The organism is Bordetella genomosp. 10, assembly GCF_002261225.1.
Classification (GTDB): domain Bacteria; phylum Pseudomonadota; class Gammaproteobacteria; order Burkholderiales; family Burkholderiaceae_B; genus Bordetella_C.
The window spans coordinates 511,921-536,150 of sequence record NZ_NEVM01000001.1; the positions used below are offsets into that span (position 1 = coordinate 511,921).

Below are 24,230 nucleotides of genomic sequence, written 5' to 3' on the forward strand. Positions count from 1 at the left end.
GGTTTCCCACCCCGGTGGGAAACCCCTGGTCTCAGGCCTTGCCTGTGCTTTGTGCCTGTACAGGCCGCATGATTACCGGACCCGCATGCCGGGCTGCGCGCCCGCCCACGGTTCCAGCACGTAGATGCCGGCATCCGTCTTGTCGTCGGCGTGGCTGGCGGCCAGCACCATGCCTTCGGACACGCCGAATTTCATCTTGCGCGGGGCCAGGTTGGCCACCAGGACGGTGAGCTTGCCGACCAGGTCCGCCGGCTTGTAGGCCGACTTGATGCCGGAAAACACGTTGCGGTGGCGTCCTTCGCCGACGTCCAGGGTCAGGCGCAGCAGCTTGGTCGAGCCTTCCACTTCCTCGCAATTGACGATGCGCGCGATGCGCAGGTCGATCTTGGCGAAGTCCTCGATGCCGATGACGGGCGCGATGGCTTCGCCGCCGGGCAGGTTCTCGTCCGCGGCGGGGGCCGCGACGGCGGCCGGGGCGGGGGCGTCGAAAAGCTGCTCGAGCAGCTTGGGGTCGACCCGCTGCATGAGGTGCTGGTAGGGGGCGATGGCATGCCCGGCCGGCAGCAGCGCGGCGGCGTCGCCCGATTGCAGCGGCGCGATGGCGAGGAAGGCCTCCACCCGCGCGGCCAGCACCGGCAGCACCGGCTTCAGGTAGACCGTCAGCAGCCGGAAAGCCTGGATGCAGGTGCTGCATACGGCCTGCAGGCGCGCCTCCATGCCTTGCTGCTTGGCGAGATCCCAGGGCTTGTTCTGGTCGACATACTCGTTGACCTTGTCGGCCAGGGCCATGGTCTCGCGCAGCGCGCGCGAGGTGTCGCGGGCTTCGTAGAGCGCGGCGATGGCCGGCGCCGCGTCCTGCAGCACCAGCAGCAGGGCCGCGCCTTCCGCGTCGGGCTCGGCGAGCTGGCCGCCGAAGCGCTTGGACAGGAAGCCGGCGGCGCGGCTGGCGATGTTGATGTACTTGCCCACCAGGTCGCTGTTGACGCGGGCGGCGAAGTCTTCCGAGTTGAAATCGATGTCCTCGTTGCGGCCCGACAGCTTGGCGGCGAGGTAGTAGCGCAGGTGCTCGGGATTCAGGCCCAACGAGAGATAGCGCAGCGGGTCGATGCCGGTGCCGCGGCTCTTGCTCATCTTCTCGCCGTTGACCGTGAGGTGGCCGTGCACGTAGATGGCGTCCGGCGCCTTGCGGCCGCTGAAGTGCAGCATGGCCGGCCAGAACAGGGTGTGGAAGGTGATGATGTCCTTGCCGATGAAGTGGACCTGTTCCAGTCCCGGCTGCGCCATGTAGGCGGTGTAGTCCTCGCCGCGCCGGTCGAGCAGGTTCTTCAGCGAGGCCAGGTAGCCCACCGGCGCGTCCAGCCAGACGTAGAAGTACTTGCCCGGCGCATCGGGGATCTCGATGCCGAAGTAGGGCGCGTCGCGGCTGATGTCCCAGTCGCCCAGGCCGCCCTTGCCCTCGGCGTCCTTGTAGAGCCATTCGCGGATCTTGTTCTGCACCTCGGGCTGCACGTGGCCGGGCGCGGCGGTCCACTGTTGCAGGTAGGCCTCGCAGCGCGGGTCCGAGAGCTTGAAGAAGAAGTGGTCGGAACTGCGCAGCTCGGGCTTGGCGCCGGAGAGGGCGGAGTAGGGCTCGATCAGGGCGGTGGGCGCGTAGACCGCGCCGCAGACCTCGCAGTTGTCGCCGTACTGGTCCTTGGCGTGGCAGTTGGGACATTCGCCCTTGATGAAGCGGTCGGCCAGGAACATGCGCTTCTCGGGGTCGTAGAACTGCTCCACGCTGCGCGTCTCGATGAGGCCGGCGGCGCGCAGGTCGCGATAGATGTCCTGGGCCAGCTGGTGGTTTTCCGGGCCGTCGGTGGAATGCCAGTTGTCGAAGGCGATGTGGAAGCCGTCCAGGTACTGGGCCCGGCCCGCCGCGATCTTGGCGACGAAGGCCTGCGGCGTGATGCCTTCCTTGTCCGCCGCGATGCTGATGGCCGCGCCGTGCGCGTCGTCGGCACAGACGAAGTTCACCTTGGCGCCCTGCATGCGCTGGAAACGCACCCAGATGTCGGCCTGGATGTACTCCAGCATGTGGCCGATGTGAAAGGGTCCGTTGGCGTAGGGAAGGGCGGTGGTGACGAAGAGGGTGCGTGACATGACCGGGAGGCGTTAGGGTGAACCGGAAGATAAAACCGAGGCACGATTTTAGAGCCAGCGATTTTAGAGCCAGTTTAGCGGCTCGCCGGAGGGCGGCCGGGCCGCGGACGGTCAGCGGCGCGCGCCGCCCATGCCGGGGCCGGACGGCCCGTGGCGGCGGCGCGCGGGAGGAAAGCGGGTGGGATCAGTGAAGACGACCCGTGCAGCGGGTCGTGGATGCCGGGACGCGCCCGCCGTGGCGGGGACAGGGCCGCGCGGAAGGCGGCCGCGCGAAAATCGCCGGGCGGCCAGGGGGCCGGATCAGCGGACTTCCCGCACCTCGACGTCGATCACGTCGGGACGAACGGGGGGGAAGGGCGCGCCGGCGCCGACCGGGCCGCGGCCGCCTTGCTGGCGCTGGTGCCAGTAGGCGCGCACGCCGAACGGCTTGCCGCGCACCTTGGCGACCAGGTAAAGGATGCCCACCGCGATGGCGGTGGAGGCCATGAAGAGCAGCGCCATGGCCGCGCCCACGAGGGCCAGCAACGTGACGGCGAGCGCGCGAAAGAGACGGGTGAGAGCGTTGTCCATGATCTTATAGACGCCTGGTGCGGCAAAATGTTCCTGCGGATTCCGCTATCCTTGCAAGACAATGTGTAGCCATGAAACCCGGCGTTCGCTGGAGATCCTGGGCCAGAAACCGAGGGCGGGAGCCAAAAGGCTGCGGGAAAGACCGCGCCGCCGGTTGGGAATATAGTGACATGAGTTTGACAAACGAACAAATTAAAGCCGCCCTCGCAGGTGTAACCGACCCCCTCACCGGTGCCAAGGTCGCCGATTTTGTAAAAGATCGCGACATTCGCGTGGAGGACGGCCGCGTCAGCGTGGCCGTGCAACTGGGTTATCCCGCCCGCACGCAGCAGCAGGCATTGCGCGCCGCCGTGGGCGAGGCGCTGGCCGCCGCGGGGGCCCCCGGCGCGCAGGTGTCGGTGACCTGGAAGATCGTGCCGCATGCCGTGCAGCGCGGGCTCAAGCCCCTGCCCAACGTCGCCAATATCATCGCCGTCGCCTCCGGCAAGGGCGGCGTCGGCAAGAGCACGACGGCGGTCAACCTGGCGCTGGCGCTGGCCGCGGAAGGCGCCCAGGTCGGTATTCTCGACGCCGATATCTACGGCCCCAGCCTGCCGACCATGCTGGGCATCACCGGCAAGCCGGTCAGCCTGGACAACAAGTCCATGGAACCGTTGCAGGGCCACGGGCTGCAGGCCAACTCCATCGGTTTCCTGATCGCCGAGGATTCGCCCGCCATCTGGCGCGGTCCCATGGTGACGCAGGCCCTGGAGCAGTTGTTGCGGCAAACCAACTGGCGCGGCCTGGATTACCTGATCGTCGACATGCCGCCGGGCACCGGCGACATCGCGCTGACGCTGGCGCAGAAGGTGCCGGTGGTGGGCGCCGTGATCGTCACCACGCCGCAGGATGTGGCCCTGCTGGACGCGCGCAAGGGCCTGCGCATGTTCCAGAAGGTCGAGGTGCCGATACTGGGCGTGGTCGAGAATATGTCGATTCATATTTGTTCGGAATGCGGCCACGCCGAGCACATCTTCGGCGAAGGCGGCGGCCAGCGCATGGCCGCGCAGTACGACGTGCAGTGGCTGGGCGGCTTGCCGCTGGCCCTGCGCATCCGCGAGCAGACGGACTCCGGCCGGCCCACCGTGGTGGCGGAGCCGGAGGGCGAGGCGGCCGGCCTGTACCGCGCCATCGCCCGGCGCGTGGCGGCGGCCGTCGCCGCGCTGCCGCGCGACATGGCCGGCAAGATTCCGAACGTCGTCGTACAGCCTAGCTGACGCATGCGGCGGTCCGCGCGTCTTCTTTTGCTGTGGTCCTCGCTGTTGCTGGCGGGGTCGGCCTACGCCGCCAAGCCCGAGGTCGTCATCGACGCGGGCAAGGCGGATGCCGCGACGGTGAAGGCGGTCGGCGATGCGGTCGACGCCATCGCGCGCCAGGCCGAGGACCAGGACGGCGGCGAAATCACGCGGCTGCGCCGGCGCGCGCGCGACGCCGCGCTGGCGGCCTTGTCCACCCAGGGCTATTTCTCCGCCCGGGTGGAGTTGGAGCCGGGGCACAACGCCAAGGGCGAGGACACCTGGAATATCCGCATCGATCCGGGCGAGCAGGCGCGGGTCGTGTCGGTCGACATCGAATTCCAGGGCCGCATCACGCAGCCGGCCTACGCCAAGCGGGTGGCGGACCTGCGCAAGCGCTGGTCCTTGCCGGCCGGCCAGCCTTTCACCAACAGCGAATGGAACAAGGCCAAGTCGGCGGTGCTGAACGACGTCAGCACCCATGACTTCATGCTGGCGCGCATGGTGGACTCGTCCGCCGACGTCAATGTCGAGGCCGGCACCGTGGGGCTGCGGGTGGTGGTGGACAGCGGCCCGCTGGTGCGCATGGGCGAGCTGCGCGTGGAAGGCCTGAAGCGGGTGCCGGACAAGCTGGTGCGCCGCTACGTGCGCTACAAGCAGGGCGCGCCCTACGACCAGGACCAGTTGAACTCCTGGCAGCAGGCGTTGCAGCGCACGGCCTTTTTCCGCGGCGCCTTCGTGTCGTTGCAGGAGCCGGGCGGCACCGAGGCGGACACCAGCAACCAGACGTCGACCGCGCGCGAGGTCACGGCCGCCACGCCGGCCGGCGACGCGCGCGTGACGGCGGCGCAGCGGCCCGCGCCCGTGCCCATGGACCGCAACGGGGAAGTCACGCTGCCGGTCGTGGTGCGGCTGACCGAAGCGCCGCCCAAGCGGTTCTCGACCTCGATCGGGCTGGACAGCGACGTCGGCCCGCGCCTGGAAATGACGTATCAGCAGCAGGTGGTGTTCGGGCAGCCGCTCACCATGGAGTCCGGTTTCGGCGTGGACCCGAAGCGCCAGCGGGCCTATACCGACTTTCATCTGCCGCCCGACGCCCGCGGCAACCAGGACAGTATCGGCGTGCTGGCCGACCACTCGGACATCCAGGGCCTGGACGTCATGCGCCTGGGCGTGGGCGCCACCCGCCTGCGGGAGAGCAGCGCCGGCGACGGCAGCCGCGTCAACTACGAAACACGCTACGGCCTGCTGGCGGCCCATGACCACGTCAGGATCGACGGCGGCGACAGCTACAACCTGCCGACCCTGACCGCCACGGCGGAATGGCTGCGGCGCGACGTCGACAGCAAGTACAACCCGCGCGAGGGCAATCTGCTGGTGCTGGGCACCGGCGCGGGCGTGACGCTCAACAGCGGCGACCCCTATACCCGGCTGCGCCTGCGCGGGCAGAAGTGGTGGCCCGTGGGACAGCGCGACCTGGTGACGGTGCGCGGCGAGGTCGGCAAGGTCTGGGCCAGCCACAATACCCAGGTGCCGGACGATTTCGGTTTCCGCACCGGCGGCGCGCGCAGTATCCGCGGCTACAGCTACATGAGCATCGGCGCCGACCGCAACGACGCCGTCGTCGGCGCGCCGGCGCTGCTGGTGGGCAGCGTGGAATACGACCACTATTTCGACGACCGCTGGGGCATGGCCTTCTTCGTCGACGCCGGCGATGCCGCGCAGTCCTTCGGCGACATGAACATGGCCCTCGGGTACGGCGTGGGGGCGCGGGTGCGCACGCCCGCCGGGCCCTTGTTCCTCGACGTGGCGTATGGCCAGCGCGATCATTCGCTGCGCTTGAGTTTTTCGCTGGGGATCGCGTTTTGAGGCGCCTTGGCCGTTTCCTGCGCCATATCCTGGTCTGGTGGGTGCCCGGCCTGCTGCTGCTGTGCGCCATCGCGGTGGGCGCGCTGGCCTGGCTGGTGGCCGCGCCGGCGGGCACGCGCGTGCTGCTGGCGCGGGTGGCCGAGCAGTTCGACTCGCGCATCGACAACGTGCAGGGGTCGCTGTGGCACGGCTTGCGGGTCGGGCAACTGGACTTGCATCTGCCGGGCGTGGAGATACAGGCCGAGGATTTCGCGTTGACGGTGGCGTGGCCGGCCCTGTGGCATCGCCGCCTGCTGGTGCCCACGCTTTCCGCGGCCAGCCTGCGCGTGGAACTGACCACGCAGCCGGAGGAGGCGACGCCGGAGGACGAGACGGCGGGCGGCGGGATGCCCGAACTGCCGGTGGAGATCGAGGTGCAGCGCCTGGCCGTGGGGGAATTCAGCCTGGCGCGCGACGGGCAGTCCATGTTGCCCGTGACCCTGGGCAACATGGCCGCCAGCCTGTCGGCCGGCCGGGGGGGCGCGCAATTGCGGCTGGACAGCCTGCATGTCGGCCACGAGATCGCGCAGGTCGACGCGCAAGGCGAGGCCAGCGTGAGCCGCCTGGCCGCGCCCTGGCCCATGAATGTCGATTTGCGGATGACAGCAACCGGCCAGGGCGCCGATTCGCCGCTGTGCCTGAAGCAACTGGACGCTTTGCGCGTGCCGGCGGGCAAGGCGGCCGGCAATGGCGCGCCGGCGGCGGCAGGGAAGGGCAAGGCCGCGAAGAACGGGAAGGATGCCGGAAGCGCGAAGGGCGGCAAGGGGGGCAAGGGCCCCGGCAGCACCAGTGGCGGCAAGGAAGGCAAGGGCCAGAGCGCCAAGGGCGCCAGTGGCATCGGGAATCCCAAGGATGCCAAGGATCTCAAGGACGCCAAGGACTCCAAGGACGCCAAGGACTCCAAGGACGCCAAGGACGCCAAGGACGCCAAGGACGCGGCCAGCTCGGCCCAGGCCGATGTCCCCCATGACGCCCAGGGCGCCGCGCCGGCGGCCTGCGTCGTCGACGTCCAGGCCCACGCGGTGGGCGATCTCGATGACTTGAACGTGACGCTGGCTGGCCGCGGCGCCGACGCCAGCGTGGACCTGCGCGCCGCGCTGAGCCCCCTGGCCGCATTCCCCGCGCGCAGCGTGGACCTGGCCCTGGTGCTGCCGGACCGCTCCGGCGCCACGCTGGCCCTGAAGGCCGAGCGCGCCGCGGACGGCGCCGCCGAGCGCCTGACCGGCAAGCTGGCCGCGGACCGCCTGGACGTCGGCCGGCTGGTGGGCGGCGGTCTGCCGCAGGCCGTCCTCACCACGAATGCCGACGTCGACGTCGAATTGACCGACGCCTACGTGCTGCGCCGCGCCCACGTCGGACTGGACATCGCCGACGCCAGCCGCTGGAATCGCCAGCCGCTGGCCGGCACCGCGCGTATCGAGGTGGCCACCGGCGCGATCACGGACGCGGCGGCGGACTGGCCGGCGGCGCTGGCGGGCATCCAGGTGGACCGCTTCGACGTCGACGTGAAACTGGGGCGCAACCGCGTGCGCACCGCCGGCAGGGTCGGCCTGTCCGACGGCGCCATCACGCTGGATGCGCAGGCGCCCGAGCTGGCCGCCTTCTGGCCCGGCCTGCCCGGCGGCGCCCGGGCGCAAGGCAAGCTGTCCGGCACGCCCGCGCGCCATCGCCTGGAGCTCACCGCCGGCTACACCCCCGCGCGCGTGCACCCGGGCCTGCTGGGGCAGGACAAGGCGGACGCCTCCTTTGTCATCGAAGGCGGCTGGGGCTCGCCCGCCGGCGCGCGGCGCGCGAATACGAGCACCAGCACCAGCGCGAATGCGGCGCGAACGCCGGCGGCCGCCAACGCGGCGGCGCCGACGGCAGGATCGGCGGGATCGGCGGGATCGATGGCACCGGCGGGATCGACGACGCCGGCGCAATCGGCGGCCGCGGCGGCCGTGCTGGCCGCGGGCGCCGACCCCCAGACCGGCTGGCGCGGTTCCATCGTGCGCCTGCAGGCCTCGCATGCCGGCTTCCAGGTGAATATCGCGCAGCCGGTCACGGTCGCCTTCCTGCCCCATGCCGTGGCCCCGGCCTGGCAATGGCAGGTCGGCGCGGCCAGCATCGGCCTGGGGCTGCCCAGCGGCGACCGCCTGACGCTGGCCCACGGCGGATCGCGCGGCGGCGCGGGCCGCTGGGAGACCGCCGGCCGCATGGACAACTTCGTGCTGACGCCCAAGCTGGTGGGCAGCGTGATCCGCGCCACCGACCCGGCCGCGCTCGACAACAAGAACGCATCCCAGGGCCGCCAGTCGAAAATCAACGCGAGCATCCCCGGCGGCCAGCGCAGCATCGCCCTGGACGCCTCCTGGGACCTGAAATTCGCCGGCACGCTGAAGGGCAATGTGCGCCTGGCGCGCCGGGGCGGCGACCTGCGCATTCCCGGCGACCCGCCCATTCCGCTGGGCCTGAAGACCCTGCTGCTGGAGATCAACGCCACCGCCGTCTCGGCGTCCAGCAGCCGGCTGGACGCCACCCTGGACCTCGCCACCGAGAAAATGGGCCTGATCTCCGGCAAGGGCAGCGCCATGCTGGTCACGGGCAAGGACGGGACGCCGGGCCTGGCGGCCAATCAACCCATGCGCGTGAACCTGCACGCCGACATCGCCGACCTGGCCTGGCTGAGCCTGTTCACCGGCGACGCCACCGAACTGGGCGGTTCGCTCAAGGCCGATATCGACGCGCAGGGCACGATGGCCGGCGGCTGGCGCGCCAACGGCGCCATCAATGGGCAGAAATTGCGCGTGGTGCGCATCGACGACGGCGTGCGGCTGCTCGACGGCACGCTGTCGGCCCATTTGCGCGACGACGTCCTGACGCTGGACAGCCTGCGCTTTCCCGCCACCTTGCGGGTGCTGCCCAAGGAGTCGCGCACGCGCGACTGGGTGACCCAGAGCCCCGACGCCAAGGGCGGCTACATCGAGGCCAAGGGCGACTGGAACCTCTCCAAGTCCGAGGGCAAGGTGCGCGTGACCCTGTCCCGCTACGCCGCCATGCAGCGCGCCGACCGCTTCGCCATGATGTCCGGCCACATCGATATCGACGCCGCCTTGCCGCGCCTGGACGTCACCGGCGACGTCAAGGCCGACGCCGGCTGGGCCAGCATCGAGCTGTTGAGCGAGGTGCCGTCGCTGGACGACGACGTGCGCCTGCATCGCGCCGGCGACCAGCCGCCCGGCGAGGCCGCGTCGTCGCCGCTGGCGCTGTCCATGGACCTGAACGTGGACATGGGCCCGCGCTTCTACCTGACCGGCATGGGATTGGACACCGGCCTGAAGGGCAGCCTGCGCATCCGCTACGTCGACCGCAAGCTCAGCGGGACCGGACGCCTGTTCACCTCGGGCGGCCGCATCGACGCCTACGGGCAGCGCCTGCAACTGCGGCACGGCACGGTCACTTTCCAGGGCGCCGTCGACAACCCGCTGCTGGATATCGAGGCCCTGCGCACCGGCGAGCAGGTCGAGGCCGGCGTCCGGGTGTCGGGCACGGCCCAACGGCCGCGCATCGACCTGGTGTCCTATCCGGACGTCAGCGACGTCGACAAGCTTTCCTGGCTGGTGCTGGGCCGCGCGGCCGACGCCAGCGGCAGCGACACGGCCTTGCTGCTGTCCGTGGGCACCGCGCTGCTGGGCGGCGGCGAGCCGTTCTACAAGCAACTGGGGCTGGACGACGTCGGCATCCGCAACGGCACCATCGGCTCGTCCGGCAGCCTGCTGCCCGAATATACGGTGGCGAGCAAGGTCAACGCCGACTCCGACAGCACCCTGGCCACCCAGTTCCTGGTCGCCAGCAAGAAGCTGGCCAACGGCATCACCCTGAGCATCGAGCAGGCCATGTCCGGCGCCGGCACGGTGGGCCGCGCCAGCTACGCGCTGTCGCGCCGCTGGTCCCTGGACGCGAAGGGCGGCACGGTCAACGGGCTGGCCCTGATCTACCGGACCTTCTGGGGCGATTGAGGCGCACGCTAAAATACGCCCCCGATACCCTCTGAACGGTTTTTTCTATGAGCATCAAAAGCGACCTGTGGATACGCCGCGCCGCCGCGGCCGGCATGATCGAGCCCTTCGAGCCGGGCCAGGTCCGCGCTCACAATGGCGAACGTATCGTCAGCTATGGCACCAGCAGCTATGGCTACGACGTGCGCTGCGCGAACGAATTCAAGATCTTCACCAACATCAACTCGACCATCGTCGATCCGAAGAACTTCGACGAAGGGTCCTTCGTCGATTTTTCCGGCGACGTGTGCATCATTCCGCCCAACTCCTTCGCCTTGGCGCGCACCGTGGAGTATTTCCGCATTCCGCGCAGTGTGCTGACCATTTGCCTGGGCAAGAGCACCTACGCGCGTTGCGGCATCATCGTCAACGTGACGCCGCTGGAGCCGGAATGGGAAGGCCACGTGACGCTGGAGTTCTCCAACACCACGCCGCTGCCGGCCAAGATCTACGCGGGCGAAGGCTGCGCCCAGATGCTGTTCCTGGAAAGCGACGAGGTCTGCGAGACCTCGTATCGCGACCGCGGCGGCAAATACCAGGGCCAGCGCGGCGTCACGCTGCCGCGCACCTGATCCGGGCAGCGAGCCGCTGTCGCGCGGCGCGGACGTAATCGGTTATCGCGCTATTGCGCTCGCGCGGCGCGGATGTAATAGATGTCCCAGGCGTCTTCCGACGTCTGGACATAGCCGTGGCGCCGGTAGAAGGCATTCGAGGGACTGTCGCGCAGCGCGCCGAGGTGGATGGCTCGGCCGGCCTCGTCGGCCTGCGCGGCGATGCGCCGCATGACGATACCGCCCAGGCCCCGGTTCTGGAACGCCGGCAGGATGTAGAGGTGGTCCAGCTTCAGGCCCTCGTCGATGGGGCGCAGGGTGTAAAACCCGGCCCGGCGTCCGTCGACTTCGATCGTCCACGTACAGTCCGGCATCCAGTTGTCGCGCAGCCGCTTGCGCGCGCGTTCGGGGTCGTAGCGGCCCACGCGCTCCAGGCTGGCGCGCATGGATTCGGCGCGCAGGTCCGCCAGGGCTTCGAGATCGCCCGCGGCGGCCGGCTTGAAAACAACGGCCGCCGGATCGGGCGCACCGGCAGGATGGGGCGGTTCTTGCTGCATGACCGCGCTTCTACTTGCCCTGATAACGCTTGAGTATGGCCGCGCCGTCCGCGCCGGTCTGCTGCTTCCAGGTCGCCACGGCGTCGGCGGCGGCGTCCTTCAGCGCCTTCTTCACGCTCCCCGGGACGTGGGTATCGATCGCCACGCCGTTCTTGCGCATATTGTCGTAGTTCGCCTTCAGCCGGCCCTGGATGCGTTTCCATTGCTCGGCTTCGGTCTCGGCGGCGGCCTGGTCGATGGCCTTGCGCTCGGCCGGGCTCAACGCCTTGTAGGCGTCCAGGTTCATCGTCGCCACCGAAATCGGCATGGCGTAGTTGATTTCCGCGAAGGCCGGCAGGTATTGCCAGAGCTTGCGGCCGGCGCCGCCGTCGCCCGAGGACAGCACCGCGTTGACGTCGCCGGCGGCGATGCGCGGCATGGCGTCGGCGAAGGAAATGTTCGAGGCCTTGGCGCCGGCCTTGGTCATGGTGGCCTGCGAGGTGTCGTCATAGGTGCGGATGGACAGCGCCTTCAGGTCGGCCACGCTCTTGATGGGCGTCTTCGACCAGATGCCGGACGCCGGCCAGGGCGTGGTGTACAGCAGCTTCTGGTTGTGTTCGGCCAGGAGCTTTTCGTAGGCGGGGCGCGAGGCCTTGGTCAGCGCCCGGGCTTTTTGCAGGGAGTCGGCCAGGAAGGGCAGGGAAGACACGCCGAAGATCGGGTACGTGTTCGACAGGCCGCCGGCGAAGGCGTCGCCCGCGTCGACCTTGCGGGCCTGCACGGCGTCGATCATGCCGGCCGACTTGATGCCCTTGGCGGCGTCGAAGGAGGGCTCGATGATCACTTCGCCATGGGTCTTGCGTTTCACCAGGTCCGCGAAGGTGCTCACGCCAAGTCCCGGCATCGCGGTGGCGGGATATTCCGTGGTCATGGTCAAGGTCGTGGCGGCCTGCGCCGCGGTGGCCGTGGCGGCGCTGGCGGCCACGCCCACGAACATCGATACCGCCTGGGAAACATGAATCCGACGAATCCGGGACAAGATAGCCATACCACCTCCGAGAATTCCCGCGGCGCGCGGGCAGGGTGACAAATATATACAGCCGCGCACCCGGCCGGACGGCACCTAGGGAAAGTCTCTACGGCAGCGCACGCGCCGGACGCCCCGATCGTGCCGGCGCCGGCACGCCACCCCCGCGCCCGCCGGGTGGCCGGCCCCGCCGCGCACCGGGGAATCCGCCCGTAAATTGAAGTTGGGTTACATCTTGTATTCCTCTACTATACGGGCGGCGTTTTGAAAAAAACCAAAGGCGATTCCCCCTGCCCGGGATTGCGCGACGACAGGCGGCCGGCCGCGTCCCGCGGAGGGCTCGCCCGAGCGCGTGGCGCCTGCACTGCCGGTCCGTAGGATTTTGCATGCTCTTTGCTTCCCGCTATGCCCCGCCGCTGGTTTCCGAGGAGTTGCAGCCAGGCGCCGACGCCCTGGCGCAGGGGCGTTACATCGATGCCTGGCGGCTGCTGGAGCAGGCCAGCCGCGACAAGCTGTCCGTCCTGCCCTGCAACGCCTTGCTGGCGGCCGAGGCGGCGCGCGCCCTGGGCCTGGAGCGCCGCTACCGCGCCGTGGTGCGCTGGGCCCGCAAGCGCTGGCCCGACAACCCTTATGTGCTGCTGGAGTGGCTGCGCCAGGCCGTGCGCAGCGACATCGGCCCCGCGGTCTCCCAGTTGACGGGCATGCTGGCGGCGGGACGGGTGCCCGAGGCGGCCCGCTCGCTGGCCGAGGCCGTCATGCTGTCGGCCCAGTTGCGCGGCGTCGCGCCGGTCCAGGCCATCCAGCACCTGCCCAGCCCCCATCTGCTGATGTTCGAGCGCGATCCGCGCGTCGCTTATACCCTGGGCCACGCCTGGGCCAACCAGCGCGAGTGGGAGAGGGCGGCGGCGGCCCTGCGGCGCGCCGTCGACCTGGCGCCGCGCTGGCATCGCGCCCGCGCCAGCCTGGCGCACGTGCTGATGTCCGCCGCCCTGTACGAGCAGGCGCGCGAGTCGGTCAAGGCCGACGGCGGCGACGAACCCTATGACTACCTGCGCCTGTGCCTGGAACTGAGCCTGAACAATCTGCATGCGGCCTGTCGCATCGGCACGGCTTACATGGCGCGATGGCCGGACGGCGACACCCGCGAGAAGGTGCGGGATTGGCTGATCTTCGCGACCAGCCTGCTGCGCGACGCCTACCAGTTGACGACTCTGCTCGTCCCCGCGCTGGGGGCGGACCACGCGATGGCGGAGTGCGAGCGCCTGCTGGCCTGCCCGCGCGTGCTGCTGGCGCTGCCGCCGTTGTGCCAGGCGCGCCACCAGTGCGTGTCCACCGCCGCCGCGATGGTGGCGGCATGGCACGGCGATCCCCATGAGCCGCAGGCCTTGCACGCGGCCCTGGGCGGGCAGGCCGGCGTTGAGATGGGCCGCCTGCGCGACTATTTCCTGGCGCGCGATTACCGCGTGGAATTCGTGCTGATGCGGCCGCCCGTGCTGCAAGCCTTGCTGTCGGCGGGCTTGCCGGTGATCGGCCTGGTCGACGGGCCTTTTTCCTCGCATGTGGACGTGGTCTGCGGCTACGACGCCGGGCATGGCGTGTTCTTCCGACGGGATCCTGAACGCTGGGCCCTGCAATGGAGCAGCGAGGCCGACCTGGCGCGCCGCTACGGACCGGGCGGCGAGGTCGGCATGGTGCTGGTGCCGCCGGCGCACGCCGATTTCGCGTTCGATCCGGCCTGGCGCCATGCCGACGCCGCCGTGCTGGACGGCTTGCGGCGCGCCTGCGCCCGCGGCGACGTGGCCGGCGCGATCGCCTGGCATGCGCGCATCGGCGACGATTCGCCCCTGGTCCTGCAGCGCACCCAGGCGGCCCAGGGCATCGTCGAGTCGCCGCGCGACTTCGGCCGCGTGCTGGCGCGCATCGTCCGGAATCCCCGCCTGCCGGCGCTGGTGCGCTGGCGCGCGCTGGTCATGATCGACGACGCCGTCGTCCTGCGCCGGCACAAGCGCGAAGTGCTGGCCGGCCTGCCGGGGCGCGACGCCGCGCGCTACGTGGAAGGCGTCGAGCTGCTGGCGCTGCGCCGCTGGGCGCGGGCCTGCGTCGTCCTGGAGCCGCTGGCCCGGCGCTATCGCTCGCACGCCCCCCTGTGGCTGCGCCTGGCCCAGGCCCAGCTCCAGTTGGGTCTGGCCGACGCTTCCTGGCACAGCGCCGTCTGCGCATTGGCCGGCAGTCCGCAGGCGCCCGCGGTGATCCAGCACGTGGCCGCGATGTTTCCCGCGCTGTATGACCGGGCCGAGCGCCTGCGCCGCTGGCGCATGCTGCGGCGCCAGGCGCCGGGCACCTACGCGGAAGTGCTGGCCGAAGCCGACGCGCGCGAATGCGGACGCCAGGGGCCGGGCTACGAGCGGGCGCTCCTGCGCTGCATCGCCTGGGAGCCCATGCGGATGCGGCATTACGAGCGCCTGGCGCAGTGGTATCTGGCCCGGGGCCGGGCCGAGCAGGCACGCGCTGTGCTGGAGCTGGCCCGGCGCCGGCTGGCGCCGGCCGACGCGCCTTCCCGGCCGGCGCCCGGGAAGGCCGCCGCCTTCGGCGGGGCGCGCCTGGGGTTCCTGCTGCGCGGCATCGGAGGGCCGGACCGGCAGCCTCGCCGCGGCGGGCATTGAGGCGCGGCGTCCGCGCGGCGGCCGGTCGCGGGAAGGCGGGGCTCGTCCAGGGCTAAAATTCCGGCGGCGTTGTCCGTCCGGCGTCCCGCCATCCGCCGCGCCGTCCACCGTGCTGCCCACTGCGTCGTCCATCGTCATGCGCCTGTCCCGCGCAAGCAGTACACTCGGCCCGCTTTCGCCATACCCCCCGCAGGAGTGCCCGCATGAAATTCCGGTTCCCCATTGTCATCATCGACGAAGATTACCGCTCCGAGAACGCCTCGGGGCTGGGCATCCGCGCGCTCGCCGCGGCCATCGAGGCCGAGGGCGTGGAAGTGCTGGGGGTCACCAGCTATGGCGACCTCAGTTCCTTCGCGCAGCAGCAGAGCCGCGCCAGCGCCTTCATCCTGTCCATCGACGATGAGGAATTCGACGTCGACTCGCCCGAGGACGTGGCCAGCGCCATCAAGAACCTGCGCGCCTTCATCGGCGAACTGCGTTTCCGCAACGCCGACATCCCCATTTACCTGTATGGCGAGACGCGCACCTCGGAGCACATCCCGAACGACATCCTGCGCGAGCTGCACGGCTTCATCCACATGTTCGAGGACACGCCGGAGTTCGTCGGCCGCCACATCATCCGCGAGGCGCGCAGCTACGTCGACAGCCTGGCGCCGCCGTTCTTCCGCGAACTGGTCAAGTACGCCCAGGACGGCTCCTATTCCTGGCACTGCCCCGGCCACTCCGGCGGCGTGGCGTTCCTGAAGAGCCCGGTGGGCCAGATGTTCCACCAGTTCTTCGGCGAGAACATGCTGCGCGCCGACGTGTGCAACGCAGTGGACGAACTGGGCCAGTTGCTGGACCACACCGGGCCGGTGGCCGAGTCGGAGCTGAACGCCGCCCGCATCTTCCACGCCGATCACTGCTACTTCGTCACCAACGGCACGTCGACGTCGAACAAGGTGGTGTGGCACGCCAACGTCGCCGCCGGCGACGTGGTGGTGGTCGACCGCAACTGCCACAAGTCCATCCTGCACGCCATCACCATGACGGGCGCGATCCCGGTGTTCCTGCGCCCCACGCGCAACCACCTGGGCATCATCGGGCCCATCCCCATCGAGGAATTCGAGCCCGAGAACATCGCCCGGAAGATCGAGGCCAATCCCTTCGCGCGCGAGGCGGTGAACAAGAAGCCGCGCATCCTGACGCTGACGCAGAGCACCTACGACGGCGTCATCTACAACGTGGAAATGATCAAGGAGAAGCTGGGCAGCTACATCGATACGCTGCACTTCGACGAAGCCTGGCTGCCGCACGCGGCTTTCCACGAGTACTACACGAACATGCACGCCATCGGCCCGGACCGGCCGCGCAGCGAGGACGCCATCGTCTTCGCCACGCACTCCACGCACAAGCTGCTGGCGGGCATTTCTCAGGCCTCGCAGATCATCGTGCAGGAGTCCCAGACCCGCACGCTGGACCGCAACATCTTCAACGAAGCCTACCTGATGCATACCTCCACGTCGCCGCAGTACGCGATCATCGCGTCCTGCGACGTGGCGGCGGCCATGATGGAGCCCCCGGGCGGCACCGCGCTGGTCGAGGAAAGCATCCGCGAGGCGCTGGACTTCCGCCGCGCCATGCGCAAGGTGGAATCGGAATACGGCCGCAACGACTGGTGGTTCAAGGTCTGGGGCCCGAACCGCCTGGTGTCCGAAGGCATCGGCAACCGCGACGAATGGTTGCTGGAATCGAACGACCACTGGCACGGCTTCGGCGACCTGGCCGACGGCTTCAACATGCTGGACCCGATCAAGGCCACCATCATCACCCCGGGGCTGGATATTTCCGGCAGCTTCGGCGAGACCGGCATCCCGGCCGCCCTGGTGTCGAAGTACCTGGCCGAGCACGGCGTGGTGGTGGAGAAGACCGGCCTGTATTCCTTCTTCATCCTGTTCACCATCGGCATCACCAAGGGCCGCTGGAACACGCTGCTGACCGCCTTGCAGCAGTTCAAGGACGACTACGACCGCAACCAGCCGATGTGGCGCATCCTGCCCGAGTTCTGCCGCGACCATCGCCGGTACGAGCGCATGGGCCTGCGCGACCTGTGCCAGCAGATCCACGAGGCGTACCGCGAAAGCGACGTCGCGCGCCTGACCACCGAGGTGTATCTCAGCGACATGGTGCCGGCGCTCAAGCCGTCCGACGCCTTTGCCCGCATGGCGCACCGCGAGGTCGAGCGGGTGAGCGTCGAGGACCTGGAAGGCCGCGTCACCGGCGTGCTGCTGACGCCTTATCCGCCCGGCATTCCGCTGCTGATTCCGGGCGAGCGCTTCAACCGCACCATCGTCGAGTACCTGCAGTTCGCGCGCGCCTTCAATGCGCGCTTCCCCGGCTTCGAAACCGACATCCACGGCCTGGCCGAGGAGACGGACGAGGACGGCGAAGTGCGCTATTACGTCGATTGCCTGAAGGAACAATGAGCGTGGCGCGAGCGCGGACCGGCGCGCCGACGCGCGCCGGCCGGAGCATGGCGGTCCCATGTACGACGTAGCGGTCATCGGCGCGGGCGCGGCGGGCATGATGTGCGCCGCCGTCGCCGGCCAGCGCGGCCTGCGCGTGGTGCTGATCGACCACGCTGACAAGCTGGCGGAGAAGATACGCATCTCCGGCGGCGGCCGCTGCAATTTCACCAACCTGGGCGCGGGACCGGCCAATTTCCTGTCGGAGAATCCGCATTTCTGCCGCTCCGCGCTGGCGGGCTACGGGCCGCGCGATTTCCTCGACCTGTTGCGCCGGCACGGCGTGTCCTGGCACGAGAAGCATCGCGGCCAGTTGTTTTGCGACGATTCCAGCGAATCCGTCATCGACGTGCTGCGCGCGGAATGCGGCGCCGGCGACGTGCAGTGGCGCATGGGCTGCGCGGTGGCGGAGATCGCGCGCGAGGCGGGGCGGGGCGAAGGGCCCGGCGCGGGAAGCGACGCCCGCACGGCCGCGGGCGCGGACGGCGTCTACGTCCTGCGCACCACCACGGCCGGCGTCCTGCGCGCCGCCAAGCTGGTCATCGCCACCGGCGGCATGGCCATTCCGCAACTGGGCGCCACCGACTACGGCCTGAAAGTGGCGCGGCAGTTCGGCCTGAAGGTGGTCGAGCCGCGTCCTGCCCTGGTTCCGCTGACCTTCGATCCGGCCCTGTGGCAGCCCTTCGCCGCCTTGTCCGGCGTGGCGCTGGAGGCCGGCGTGCGCAGCGGGCAGGGCGAGTTCCTGGAAGACTTGCTGTTCACGCACCGGGGCCTGTCCGGCCCAGCCATCCTGCAGATCTCCAGCTACTGGAATCCCGGCGAGCCGTTGAGCCTGGACCTGGCGCCGGGCCTGGACCTGGGGCAGGACCTGGTGGCCGCCAAGCCGGGCAATCGCCAGCAACTGGGCACCGTGTTGGCCGGCCTGTGGCCGCGCCGCCTGGCCGAGGCGTGGCTGGAACGCGACGGCCTGGCCGCGCAGCGCCTGGCCGACACGCCCGACAAGGCCCTGCGCGCCCTGGCGGCGCGCATCCACGACTGGACCCTGACGCCCACCGGCACCGCCGGCTACAAGAAGGCCGAAGTCATGCGCGGCGGCGTCGACACCCGCGGCCTGGACCAGAAGAGCATGCAGGCGCGCGGCGTCCCCGGCCTGCATTTCATCGGCGAAGCCGTCGACGTCACGGGCTGGTTGGGCGGATACAACTTCCAGTGGGCCTGGGCCTCCGCCGTCGCCTGCGGGCGCGCGCTCTGACGCAAGCGGCCGCGCCGCCGCGGCCGTTTTTCCCGCCGCCATCGTTCACGTTTCGTGGCCGGCTGGTTTCCATTGCCGGTCTTGTCCGGCCCTGGCCTGTTTCCGTATCGTTTGCATCCATGGCAAACAAGGAGACAACAGTGCCGGCTACCTCCCACGTCCACACCTAGTGGACTAATCCCGCCCCGTTTCCGCGCCGCCGTGCCGGACGGGCGCAACGCTTTCCGCTGAATTTTCCGCAGGGCGCATCCAGGTCCATGGATACGCCCCGGGGGCCGGCGCGCGCCTGCGACGCCGCGGTCCCGCACAGCCTTCGCATTTACCCATTATCCGCACGCAAAGGGAGTACACATGAAGATCGATGCGATCGAGGTCATTCCGCTCGACATGAAGCTGGAAGAGGTTTTCAAGGGCGGTACGTATCAGGTGGCTTCCCGGCCGACGATCGTGACACGGGTGCATCTGGCCAACGGCCTGGTCGGCGAGACGTACGGCGGCGACGAATTCCATACCCAGCGCGAAATCGTCGACGTCGTCCGCGCCCACCTGGCGCCCCTGCTGGTGGGCCAGGACGTGCGCGACTTCCAGCGCCTTTGGGAAAGCATGTTCCATGTCAACGTCGACCTGGGCAATCGCGGCCTGCACCAGCTCGATATGCATCCGCGCGGCATCCTGATGCAGGCGATCAGTTGCCTGGACAACGCGATGTGGGATGCGCGCGGCAAGCTCTATCGGACGCCGGTCTACAAGCTGCTGGGCGGCGTGCGCGAGCGTGTGCCGGTCATCTCGATCGGCGGCTACTACCCAAAGGATGGCCGCGATTCCTGCCAGGCGATCGCCGAGGAAGTGGAAATGGTGCGTGCCGCCGGCTGCATGGGCATCAAGATGAAGGTGGGGCGGGCCTCGCTGGAAGAGGACTTGGCGCGCGTTCGCGCCGCCAGCAAGGCCGGCGGCCCGGGTTTCGTCGTGACGGTGGATGCCAACCAGGGTTGGGATCCCCTGGACGCCGTCAAGTTCTGCGTCGCCATGGAAAAGGCCGACCTGGGCGTGCGCTGGATGGAGGAACCGGTCAAGTGGTACGACCAGACCGATGGCCTGCGGCTGCTGGCGAGCAAGACCCGCATTCCGATCAACGTCGGTCAGGGCGAGATCAGCGGGCGCGCCTGCCGCGACCTGATCACCAAGGGCGATGTCTCCATCCTGAACCTGGATTGCACGCTGTGCGGCGGCGTCACCGAATGGCAGCGCGTCGCCGACATGGCGAAGCTGATGAATGTCGAGATGGCGCACCACGAGGAGCCGCAGGTGGCCGTGCACTTGATCGCGGCCAACCCTCATGCCCTGTTCGTCGAAATCTTTGCGAACAAGGTGCGCGACCCCTTGCTGTGGCAGTTGCCCGACGGCTTCCCCGAGATCCGCGACGGTTACATGCAGGTGCCGCAGGAGCCCGGCTTCGGCGTGCGCCTGAAGGCCGATGTGATCGAGCGCTACCGCGTCGACCGTTGAAATAAATCAAGCGCGACCACGCGCTAGTCCCCACAGGAGGAGGATTCCGTGAATGCCCTGGCCCATGACCATCGTTCCATCGCGCGCAGGCGGTGGTTCATCATTCTTCCGGCGACATTTCTCATGTACACGATCTCGTTCTTCGATCGTGCCAACATCGGGATGGCGCTGCCGCACATCACCAAGGAACTCGGCCTGACCTCGATCGAGGCCGGCTGGGTAGGGGCTGCCTTTGCCTGGGGCTATGTGGTGACCCAGGTCGGCGGCGGCCTGATCGCCTTGCTCGTCAACCCGCGCCGGCTCATCGGCATCGCCCTGCTGCTGTTCGGCGGCGCCGCGCTGGCGACCGGCTTTGCCCGGACCTTTCATGAACTGGTGGCCTTGCGCATCCTGCTGGGGTTGGCCGAGGGGCCGATCTACGCGGCCGTGTCGCTATTTCTGTCGCAGTGGTTCATGAAACCCGAGCGCGGCCGGGCATTCGGCATCTGGAACCTGGCCATTCCGGCCGGCGGCTTCCTGGCCGGCCCGATCTCAGGCGCCATCCTGTCGCACTACGACTGGCGCATGATGATGATTCTCGAAGGCGTGCCGGCCTGGATTTTCTGCGTCGTCTGGTTCATCGCCATTCCAAAAAGCGTGGACTCGGCCGCCTGGCTGGCGGTCGAGGACCGCAATGTCCTGAAGGCCGAACTGGACGCGGAACAGGCGGCCTACCAGAAGCCGGAGGCCGACCCATGGTGGCGCGTGCTGGGTGAGCCGGCGGTCTGGTTCCTGACGGCGGGTTTCGCGCTGAACGGTGTGCTGATGTACGGGACCACGCTGTGGCTGCCGACCATCATGCGTTCCTACGGCAGCCTGAGCGAAATCTGGATCGGCGTGTTCTCCGGACTGCCGTTTGTGGCCTCGATGCTGGGCATCTTCTACATCAGCCGCCGCTCGGACCTGCACGGGCAGGAGCGGCGCTGGCATGCGGCCGTCCCCACCATGCTCACTGGCGTGATGATGGCCATGGCGGCCCTGGTGCCGGCGCAGCTCTATTACCTGCAGATCCTTCTCTTCGTGGCCGTCGGTTTCACCTTGAAGATGATCAACCCGCTGATCTTCTCCTGGTTGACGGAGATCCTGCCGACGCGCAAGGCCATCCCGGCCGTCGCCATCGTCAGCGGCGTGGGCAACCTTATCGGCCAGTCCGTGGGGCCGCTGGTGGTGGGCTACGTGAAGTCGGTGTCGAACACCTATCTGCCGTCGCTGCTGGTCCTGGCGCTGTCGGCGGTGCTCGGCGGCGTGGCGATCGCGCTGGCGGGCGCCGGAGGGCGGGGCGAGAAGCGCTATTCCCGCTTGGGCGCGGCGGCGCGGTCCTGATCCGCGCCTTGGGCCAGCCCCCTGGCGAACCAGCCCTGCAGGAATTCGACGCAGACCCGGACCTTGGCCGAATTCGACAGCCGGCCGGTCGTGACGGCCCAGATGTCGGCGGGCCAGTCGTATTCCGGCAACACCCGGACCAGCGCGCCGGCCGCCAGGCTGGCCGCGCAATCCCAGGCGGAGGCGCGCATGATGCCGTGGCCGTCCAGAGCCCACTTCCAGATGATGTCGTTGTTGTTCGAGGACAGCGGTCCGCTGACCTTGGTCGTGTGGACCGCGTCGCCGCGGCGCAGGCGCCAGGTGCCGAACGGCTGGTCGCGCTCGCGGAACACCAGGCAGGCATGGCGGCGCAGGTCCTCGGGCGTGGCCGGCATGCCGCGCCGGGCCAGATAGTCCCTCGACGCGCACAGGATGCGGCGGCTCACGCCCAGGCGGTGCGCGATCAGTTGGGACTCGGGCACGTCGCCAATGCGGATGTCCAGGTCGATCGCCTCGGCGATCAGGTCGGCCGGCCGGTCCATGACGATCAGGGAAATATCTAGGCGCGGGTAGCGCAGCGACAATTCGGACAGCGCGGGCGCGAGCAGATTGCGGCCCACCCGGAAGCTGGCGCTGATGCGGAGGTCGCCGCGCGGTTCCGTGCGCACGCTGGAGACGGCGCTGTGCATCTGCGCCGCGGCGTCCAGCATGTAGAGCGCCCAGCGATGGATCGCCTCGCCGTCCTCGGTCGGCGTGATCTGGCGCGCCGTGCGATGCAGCAGGGTAGTGCCGAGATCGCGTTCGAGGATGCCGATGCGCTTGCTGATGTACGAGGTGGACGTATCGAGTTCGGCCGCCGTCCGGGCGAAGCTGGCCAGGCGGACGACGGTGCAGAAAATCTGCAGGTCGCGGATGTCGGGAAATTTTTCCATGGCGAGCAGTGTCGCAGGCTTTGCAGAACCCCGCTCTTTCCCCCTATACTTGTGCCCGCTGTCATGTAACGTGCGGGAGAGAGCGGACCCAGGGGACTACCTTGCCGTCCGCCGCCGAAGGCGCAATTCGCCCGGAATCGCTCAGGTATCCCATACCGCACGTGCCCGGCCCGTACACGTACACGCCACGTACCTATAGGGGCTGAAACAGTACTCTGGAGAGACTTGGTGCCCCCGCGGGGCGGCCAGGCGCCGAAGGTGCACACCCGCCATGCGGGGCAACTCTCAGGCAAAAGGACAGAGGGGCGGAAACACCACCGGCCGGCAGGCGGTTCGCAGGGGTTTTCCGAGACCCCCGCCGCCATCCGGTCGTTTTCCGATCCCCTGGCAGGCCCTACCGGAGTTTCCATGTCCGCCACCCTCAAACAAACCCCCCTGGCACCCGAACACCTCGCCGCCGGCGCGCGCATGGTCGATTTCGGCGGTTGGGACATGCCGCTGGCCTACGGTTCGCAACTGGAAGAACATCATGCCGTGCGCACCGACGCCGGCATGTTCGACGTGTCGCACATGCTCAACGTCGACGTGATCGGCGCGGGCGCCGGCGCTTTCCTGCGCCGCCTGATCGCCAACGACGTCGCCAAGCTGACCGTGCCCGGCAAGGCCCTGTATAGCTGCATGCTGAACCCGGAAGGCGGCGTCATCGACGACCTCATCGTCTACTTCTTCGCCGCCGACCGCTGGCGCGTGGTGGTCAACGCCGGCACCGCCGACAAGGACGTCGCCTGGATGCAGCGCGTGGCCGCCGCCGAAAAATTCGACGTCGCCATCACCCCGCGCCGGGACCTCGCCATGGTCGCCGTGCAGGGCCCCAATGCCCGCGCCAAGGTGTGGGCCGCGCGTCCGGCCTGGCGCGCCGCGTCCGAGCCGCTGACGCCCTTCGTCGGCGTCATGGCCGAGGCCGACACGCTGGTGGCCCGCACGGGCTATACGGGCGAGGACGGTTTCGAGATCGTCTTGCCCGCCACGCAGGTCGTGGCCCTGTGGCGCGACCTGGTGGCCCAGGGCGTGCGCCCCTGCGGCCTCGGCGCCCGCGACACGCTGCGCCTGGAAGCCGGCATGAACCTGTACGGCCAGGACATGGACGAGCTGACGCAGCCCGCGCAGGCCGGCCTGACCTGGACCGTGTCGCTGAAGGATGCCGCGCGCCAGTTCATCGGCCGCGCCGCCATCGAGCAATTCCCCACCCCCAACGATTTCGTCGGCCTGAAGCTGGGCGAGCGCGGCGTCATGCGCCCGCACATGAAGGTGCGCGGCGCCGCCGGCGAAGGCGAGATCACCAGCGGCACCATGTCGCCCACCCTGGGCGTGTCGATCGCGTTCGCCCGCATGCCGGCCGGCACCCGCCCGGGCGACCAGGTGGAAGTGGAGATCCGCGGCAAGTGGGTGCCCGCCTCGGTGACCAAATTGCCCTTCGTGCGCAACGGCAAAGCCGTCGAACACCCGTAAACTCGTAGCTTCCCGTTCCGGGGCCCGCCTACGCCGCGGGCCGGGACGGGTGGGCGCGCAACCCTACATCGTCATCCAACGTCTACCCAGGAGCCTCCATGAGCCTGCCTACCGATCGCAAGTACACCGAATCCCATGAGTGGATCAAAGCCGAGGGCGACGTGTTTGTCGTCGGCATCACCGATAGCGCCCAGGAGCAGTTGGGCGATCTCGTCTTCGTCGGCGACGTCAAGGTTGGCGCCAAGCTGGCCGCCGGCGAGACCGCCGGCGTGGTCGAGTCGGTCAAGGCCGCCTCGGACATCTACGCCCCCGTCGCCGGCGAAATCGTCGCCTTCAACGACGCGCTGGAAGCCTCGCCCGGCCTGATCAACGAGTCCGCCTTCGAGGCCTGGATCTACAAGATCAAGCCGAACAATCCCGCCGACGTCGACGGTCTGCTCGACGCCGCCGGCTACGAAAAACTCTGAACCGCAGCGGGCGC

16 protein-coding genes and 2 riboswitches are annotated in these 24,230 nt (G+C 69.1%); of the genes, 11 read left to right on the top strand and 5 right to left on the bottom strand.

Going from position 1 to position 24,230, the window contains the following annotated elements; all coding sequences use genetic code 11:
• Positions 1-72: 72 nt before the first annotated feature.
• A complete protein-coding gene (gene metG / locus CAL29_RS02275) occupies positions 73-2,139 on the bottom strand; it encodes a methionine--tRNA ligase (protein WP_094851380.1) in 2,067 nt (688 codons plus the stop codon).
• A gap of 300 nt (positions 2,140-2,439) precedes the next feature.
• A complete protein-coding gene (locus CAL29_RS02280; RefSeq protein WP_094851381.1) occupies positions 2,440-2,709 on the bottom strand; it encodes a hypothetical protein in 270 nt (89 codons plus the stop codon).
• A 170-nt stretch (positions 2,710-2,879) separates the two neighbouring features.
• Between CAL29_RS02280 and apbC the strand changes: the two genes are divergently transcribed.
• The 4 genes from apbC to dcd are packed head-to-tail and all read left to right on the top strand — an operon-like array spanning position 2,880 to position 10,500.
• Positions 2,880-3,965, top strand: a complete 1,086-nt coding sequence (apbC, locus tag CAL29_RS02285) for an iron-sulfur cluster carrier protein ApbC (protein ID WP_094851382.1) — start codon at positions 2,880-2,882, stop codon at positions 3,963-3,965.
• A gap of 3 nt (positions 3,966-3,968) precedes the next feature.
• Positions 3,969-5,852: an autotransporter assembly complex protein TamA gene (locus tag CAL29_RS02290; protein WP_094851383.1), complete on the top strand. Its 1,884-nt coding sequence runs from the start codon at positions 3,969-3,971 to the stop codon at positions 5,850-5,852.
• Entirely contained in the window at positions 5,849-9,889 is a 4,041-nt protein-coding gene (locus CAL29_RS02295; protein WP_256977140.1) for a translocation/assembly module TamB domain-containing protein, read from the top strand. Before CAL29_RS02290 ends, CAL29_RS02295 begins: the two co-directional genes overlap by 4 nt.
• 47 nt (positions 9,890-9,936) lie before the next feature.
• Positions 9,937-10,500 (top strand): dCTP deaminase, encoded by a 564-nt coding sequence (gene dcd / locus CAL29_RS02300; RefSeq protein WP_094851384.1) that lies wholly within the window; start codon positions 9,937-9,939, stop codon positions 10,498-10,500.
• A gap of 50 nt (positions 10,501-10,550) precedes the next feature.
• On the opposite strand, the gene CAL29_RS02305 is transcribed toward dcd, so the two are convergent.
• Both CAL29_RS02305 and CAL29_RS02310 read right to left on the bottom strand, forming a co-directional pair.
• Positions 10,551-11,036, bottom strand: coding sequence for a GNAT family N-acetyltransferase (locus CAL29_RS02305; RefSeq protein WP_094851385.1), 486 nt, complete (start codon positions 11,034-11,036; stop codon positions 10,551-10,553).
• A gap of 10 nt (positions 11,037-11,046) precedes the next feature.
• On the bottom strand, positions 11,047-12,063 hold the full coding sequence (locus tag CAL29_RS02310) for a TRAP transporter substrate-binding protein (protein WP_256977141.1): 1,017 nt from the start codon (positions 12,061-12,063) through the stop codon (positions 11,047-11,049).
• Between the two features lie 365 nt (positions 12,064-12,428).
• Here CAL29_RS02310 and CAL29_RS02315 point away from each other — a divergent pair, with 365 nt between their 5' ends.
• From CAL29_RS02315 to CAL29_RS02335, 5 genes are all read left to right on the top strand, one after another.
• A complete protein-coding gene (locus CAL29_RS02315) occupies positions 12,429-14,705 on the top strand; it encodes a hypothetical protein (protein WP_094851387.1) in 2,277 nt (758 codons plus the stop codon).
• A 203-nt stretch (positions 14,706-14,908) separates the two neighbouring features.
• Entirely contained in the window at positions 14,909-17,170 is a 2,262-nt protein-coding gene (locus tag CAL29_RS02320; RefSeq protein WP_094851388.1) for an arginine/lysine/ornithine decarboxylase, read from the top strand.
• Between the two features lie 58 nt (positions 17,171-17,228).
• Positions 17,229-18,461, top strand: a complete 1,233-nt coding sequence (locus tag CAL29_RS02325; RefSeq protein ID WP_094851389.1) for an NAD(P)/FAD-dependent oxidoreductase — start codon at positions 17,229-17,231, stop codon at positions 18,459-18,461.
• Positions 18,462-18,812: 351 nt separating this feature from the next.
• Entirely contained in the window at positions 18,813-19,967 is a 1,155-nt protein-coding gene (locus CAL29_RS02330) for a mandelate racemase/muconate lactonizing enzyme family protein (protein WP_094851390.1), read from the top strand.
• Between the two features lie 48 nt (positions 19,968-20,015).
• Positions 20,016-21,329 carry an MFS transporter gene (locus CAL29_RS02335; RefSeq protein ID WP_256977143.1) on the top strand — a complete coding sequence of 438 codons (1,314 nt, stop codon included), beginning with the start codon at positions 20,016-20,018 and terminating at the stop codon, positions 21,327-21,329.
• On the opposite strand, the gene CAL29_RS02340 is transcribed toward CAL29_RS02335, so the two are convergent.
• Positions 21,296-22,240, bottom strand: a complete 945-nt coding sequence (locus tag CAL29_RS02340; protein ID WP_094851391.1) for a LysR family transcriptional regulator — start codon at positions 22,238-22,240, stop codon at positions 21,296-21,298. The two genes, CAL29_RS02335 and CAL29_RS02340, sit on opposite strands and share 34 nt — an antisense overlap.
• Positions 22,241-22,303: 63 nt before the next feature.
• Positions 22,304-22,408, top strand: a riboswitch (glycine riboswitch).
• Positions 22,409-22,445: 37 nt separating this feature from the next.
• Positions 22,446-22,551, top strand: a riboswitch (glycine riboswitch).
• Positions 22,552-22,648: 97 nt separating this feature from the next.
• Between CAL29_RS02340 and gcvT the strand changes: the two genes are divergently transcribed.
• Complete coding sequence (gcvT, locus tag CAL29_RS02345; RefSeq protein ID WP_094851392.1) at positions 22,649-23,749, top strand: glycine cleavage system aminomethyltransferase GcvT; 1,101 nt, start codon at positions 22,649-22,651, stop codon at positions 23,747-23,749.
• 98 nt (positions 23,750-23,847) lie between these two features.
• A complete protein-coding gene (gene gcvH / locus CAL29_RS02350; RefSeq protein ID WP_094851393.1) occupies positions 23,848-24,216 on the top strand; it encodes a glycine cleavage system protein GcvH in 369 nt (122 codons plus the stop codon).
• Positions 24,217-24,230 lie beyond the last annotated feature (14 nt).

Excerpts from the sequence above, each read along its gene's own strand:
- metG (WP_094851380.1), bottom strand. The coding sequence starts at position 2,139 with ATGTCACGCACCCTCTTCGTCACCACCGCCCTTCCCTACGCCAACGGA.
- CAL29_RS02280 (WP_094851381.1), bottom strand. The coding sequence starts at position 2,709 with ATGGACAACGCTCTCACCCGTCTCTTTCGCGCGCTCGCCGTCACGTTG.
- apbC (WP_094851382.1), top strand. The coding sequence starts at position 2,880 with ATGAGTTTGACAAACGAACAAATTAAAGCCGCCCTCGCAGGTGTAACC.
- CAL29_RS02290 (WP_094851383.1), top strand. The coding sequence starts at position 3,969 with ATGCGGCGGTCCGCGCGTCTTCTTTTGCTGTGGTCCTCGCTGTTGCTG.
- dcd (WP_094851384.1), top strand. The coding sequence starts at position 9,937 with ATGAGCATCAAAAGCGACCTGTGGATACGCCGCGCCGCCGCGGCCGGC.
- CAL29_RS02305 (WP_094851385.1), bottom strand. The coding sequence starts at position 11,036 with ATGCAGCAAGAACCGCCCCATCCTGCCGGTGCGCCCGATCCGGCGGCC.
- CAL29_RS02310 (WP_256977141.1), bottom strand. The coding sequence starts at position 12,063 with ATGGCTATCTTGTCCCGGATTCGTCGGATTCATGTTTCCCAGGCGGTA.
- CAL29_RS02315 (WP_094851387.1), top strand. The coding sequence starts at position 12,429 with ATGCTCTTTGCTTCCCGCTATGCCCCGCCGCTGGTTTCCGAGGAGTTG.
- CAL29_RS02320 (WP_094851388.1), top strand. The coding sequence starts at position 14,909 with ATGAAATTCCGGTTCCCCATTGTCATCATCGACGAAGATTACCGCTCC.
- CAL29_RS02325 (WP_094851389.1), top strand. The coding sequence starts at position 17,229 with ATGTACGACGTAGCGGTCATCGGCGCGGGCGCGGCGGGCATGATGTGC.
- CAL29_RS02330 (WP_094851390.1), top strand. The coding sequence starts at position 18,813 with ATGAAGATCGATGCGATCGAGGTCATTCCGCTCGACATGAAGCTGGAA.
- CAL29_RS02340 (WP_094851391.1), bottom strand. The coding sequence starts at position 22,240 with ATGGAAAAATTTCCCGACATCCGCGACCTGCAGATTTTCTGCACCGTC.
- gcvT (WP_094851392.1), top strand. The coding sequence starts at position 22,649 with ATGTCCGCCACCCTCAAACAAACCCCCCTGGCACCCGAACACCTCGCC.
- gcvH (WP_094851393.1), top strand. The coding sequence starts at position 23,848 with ATGAGCCTGCCTACCGATCGCAAGTACACCGAATCCCATGAGTGGATC.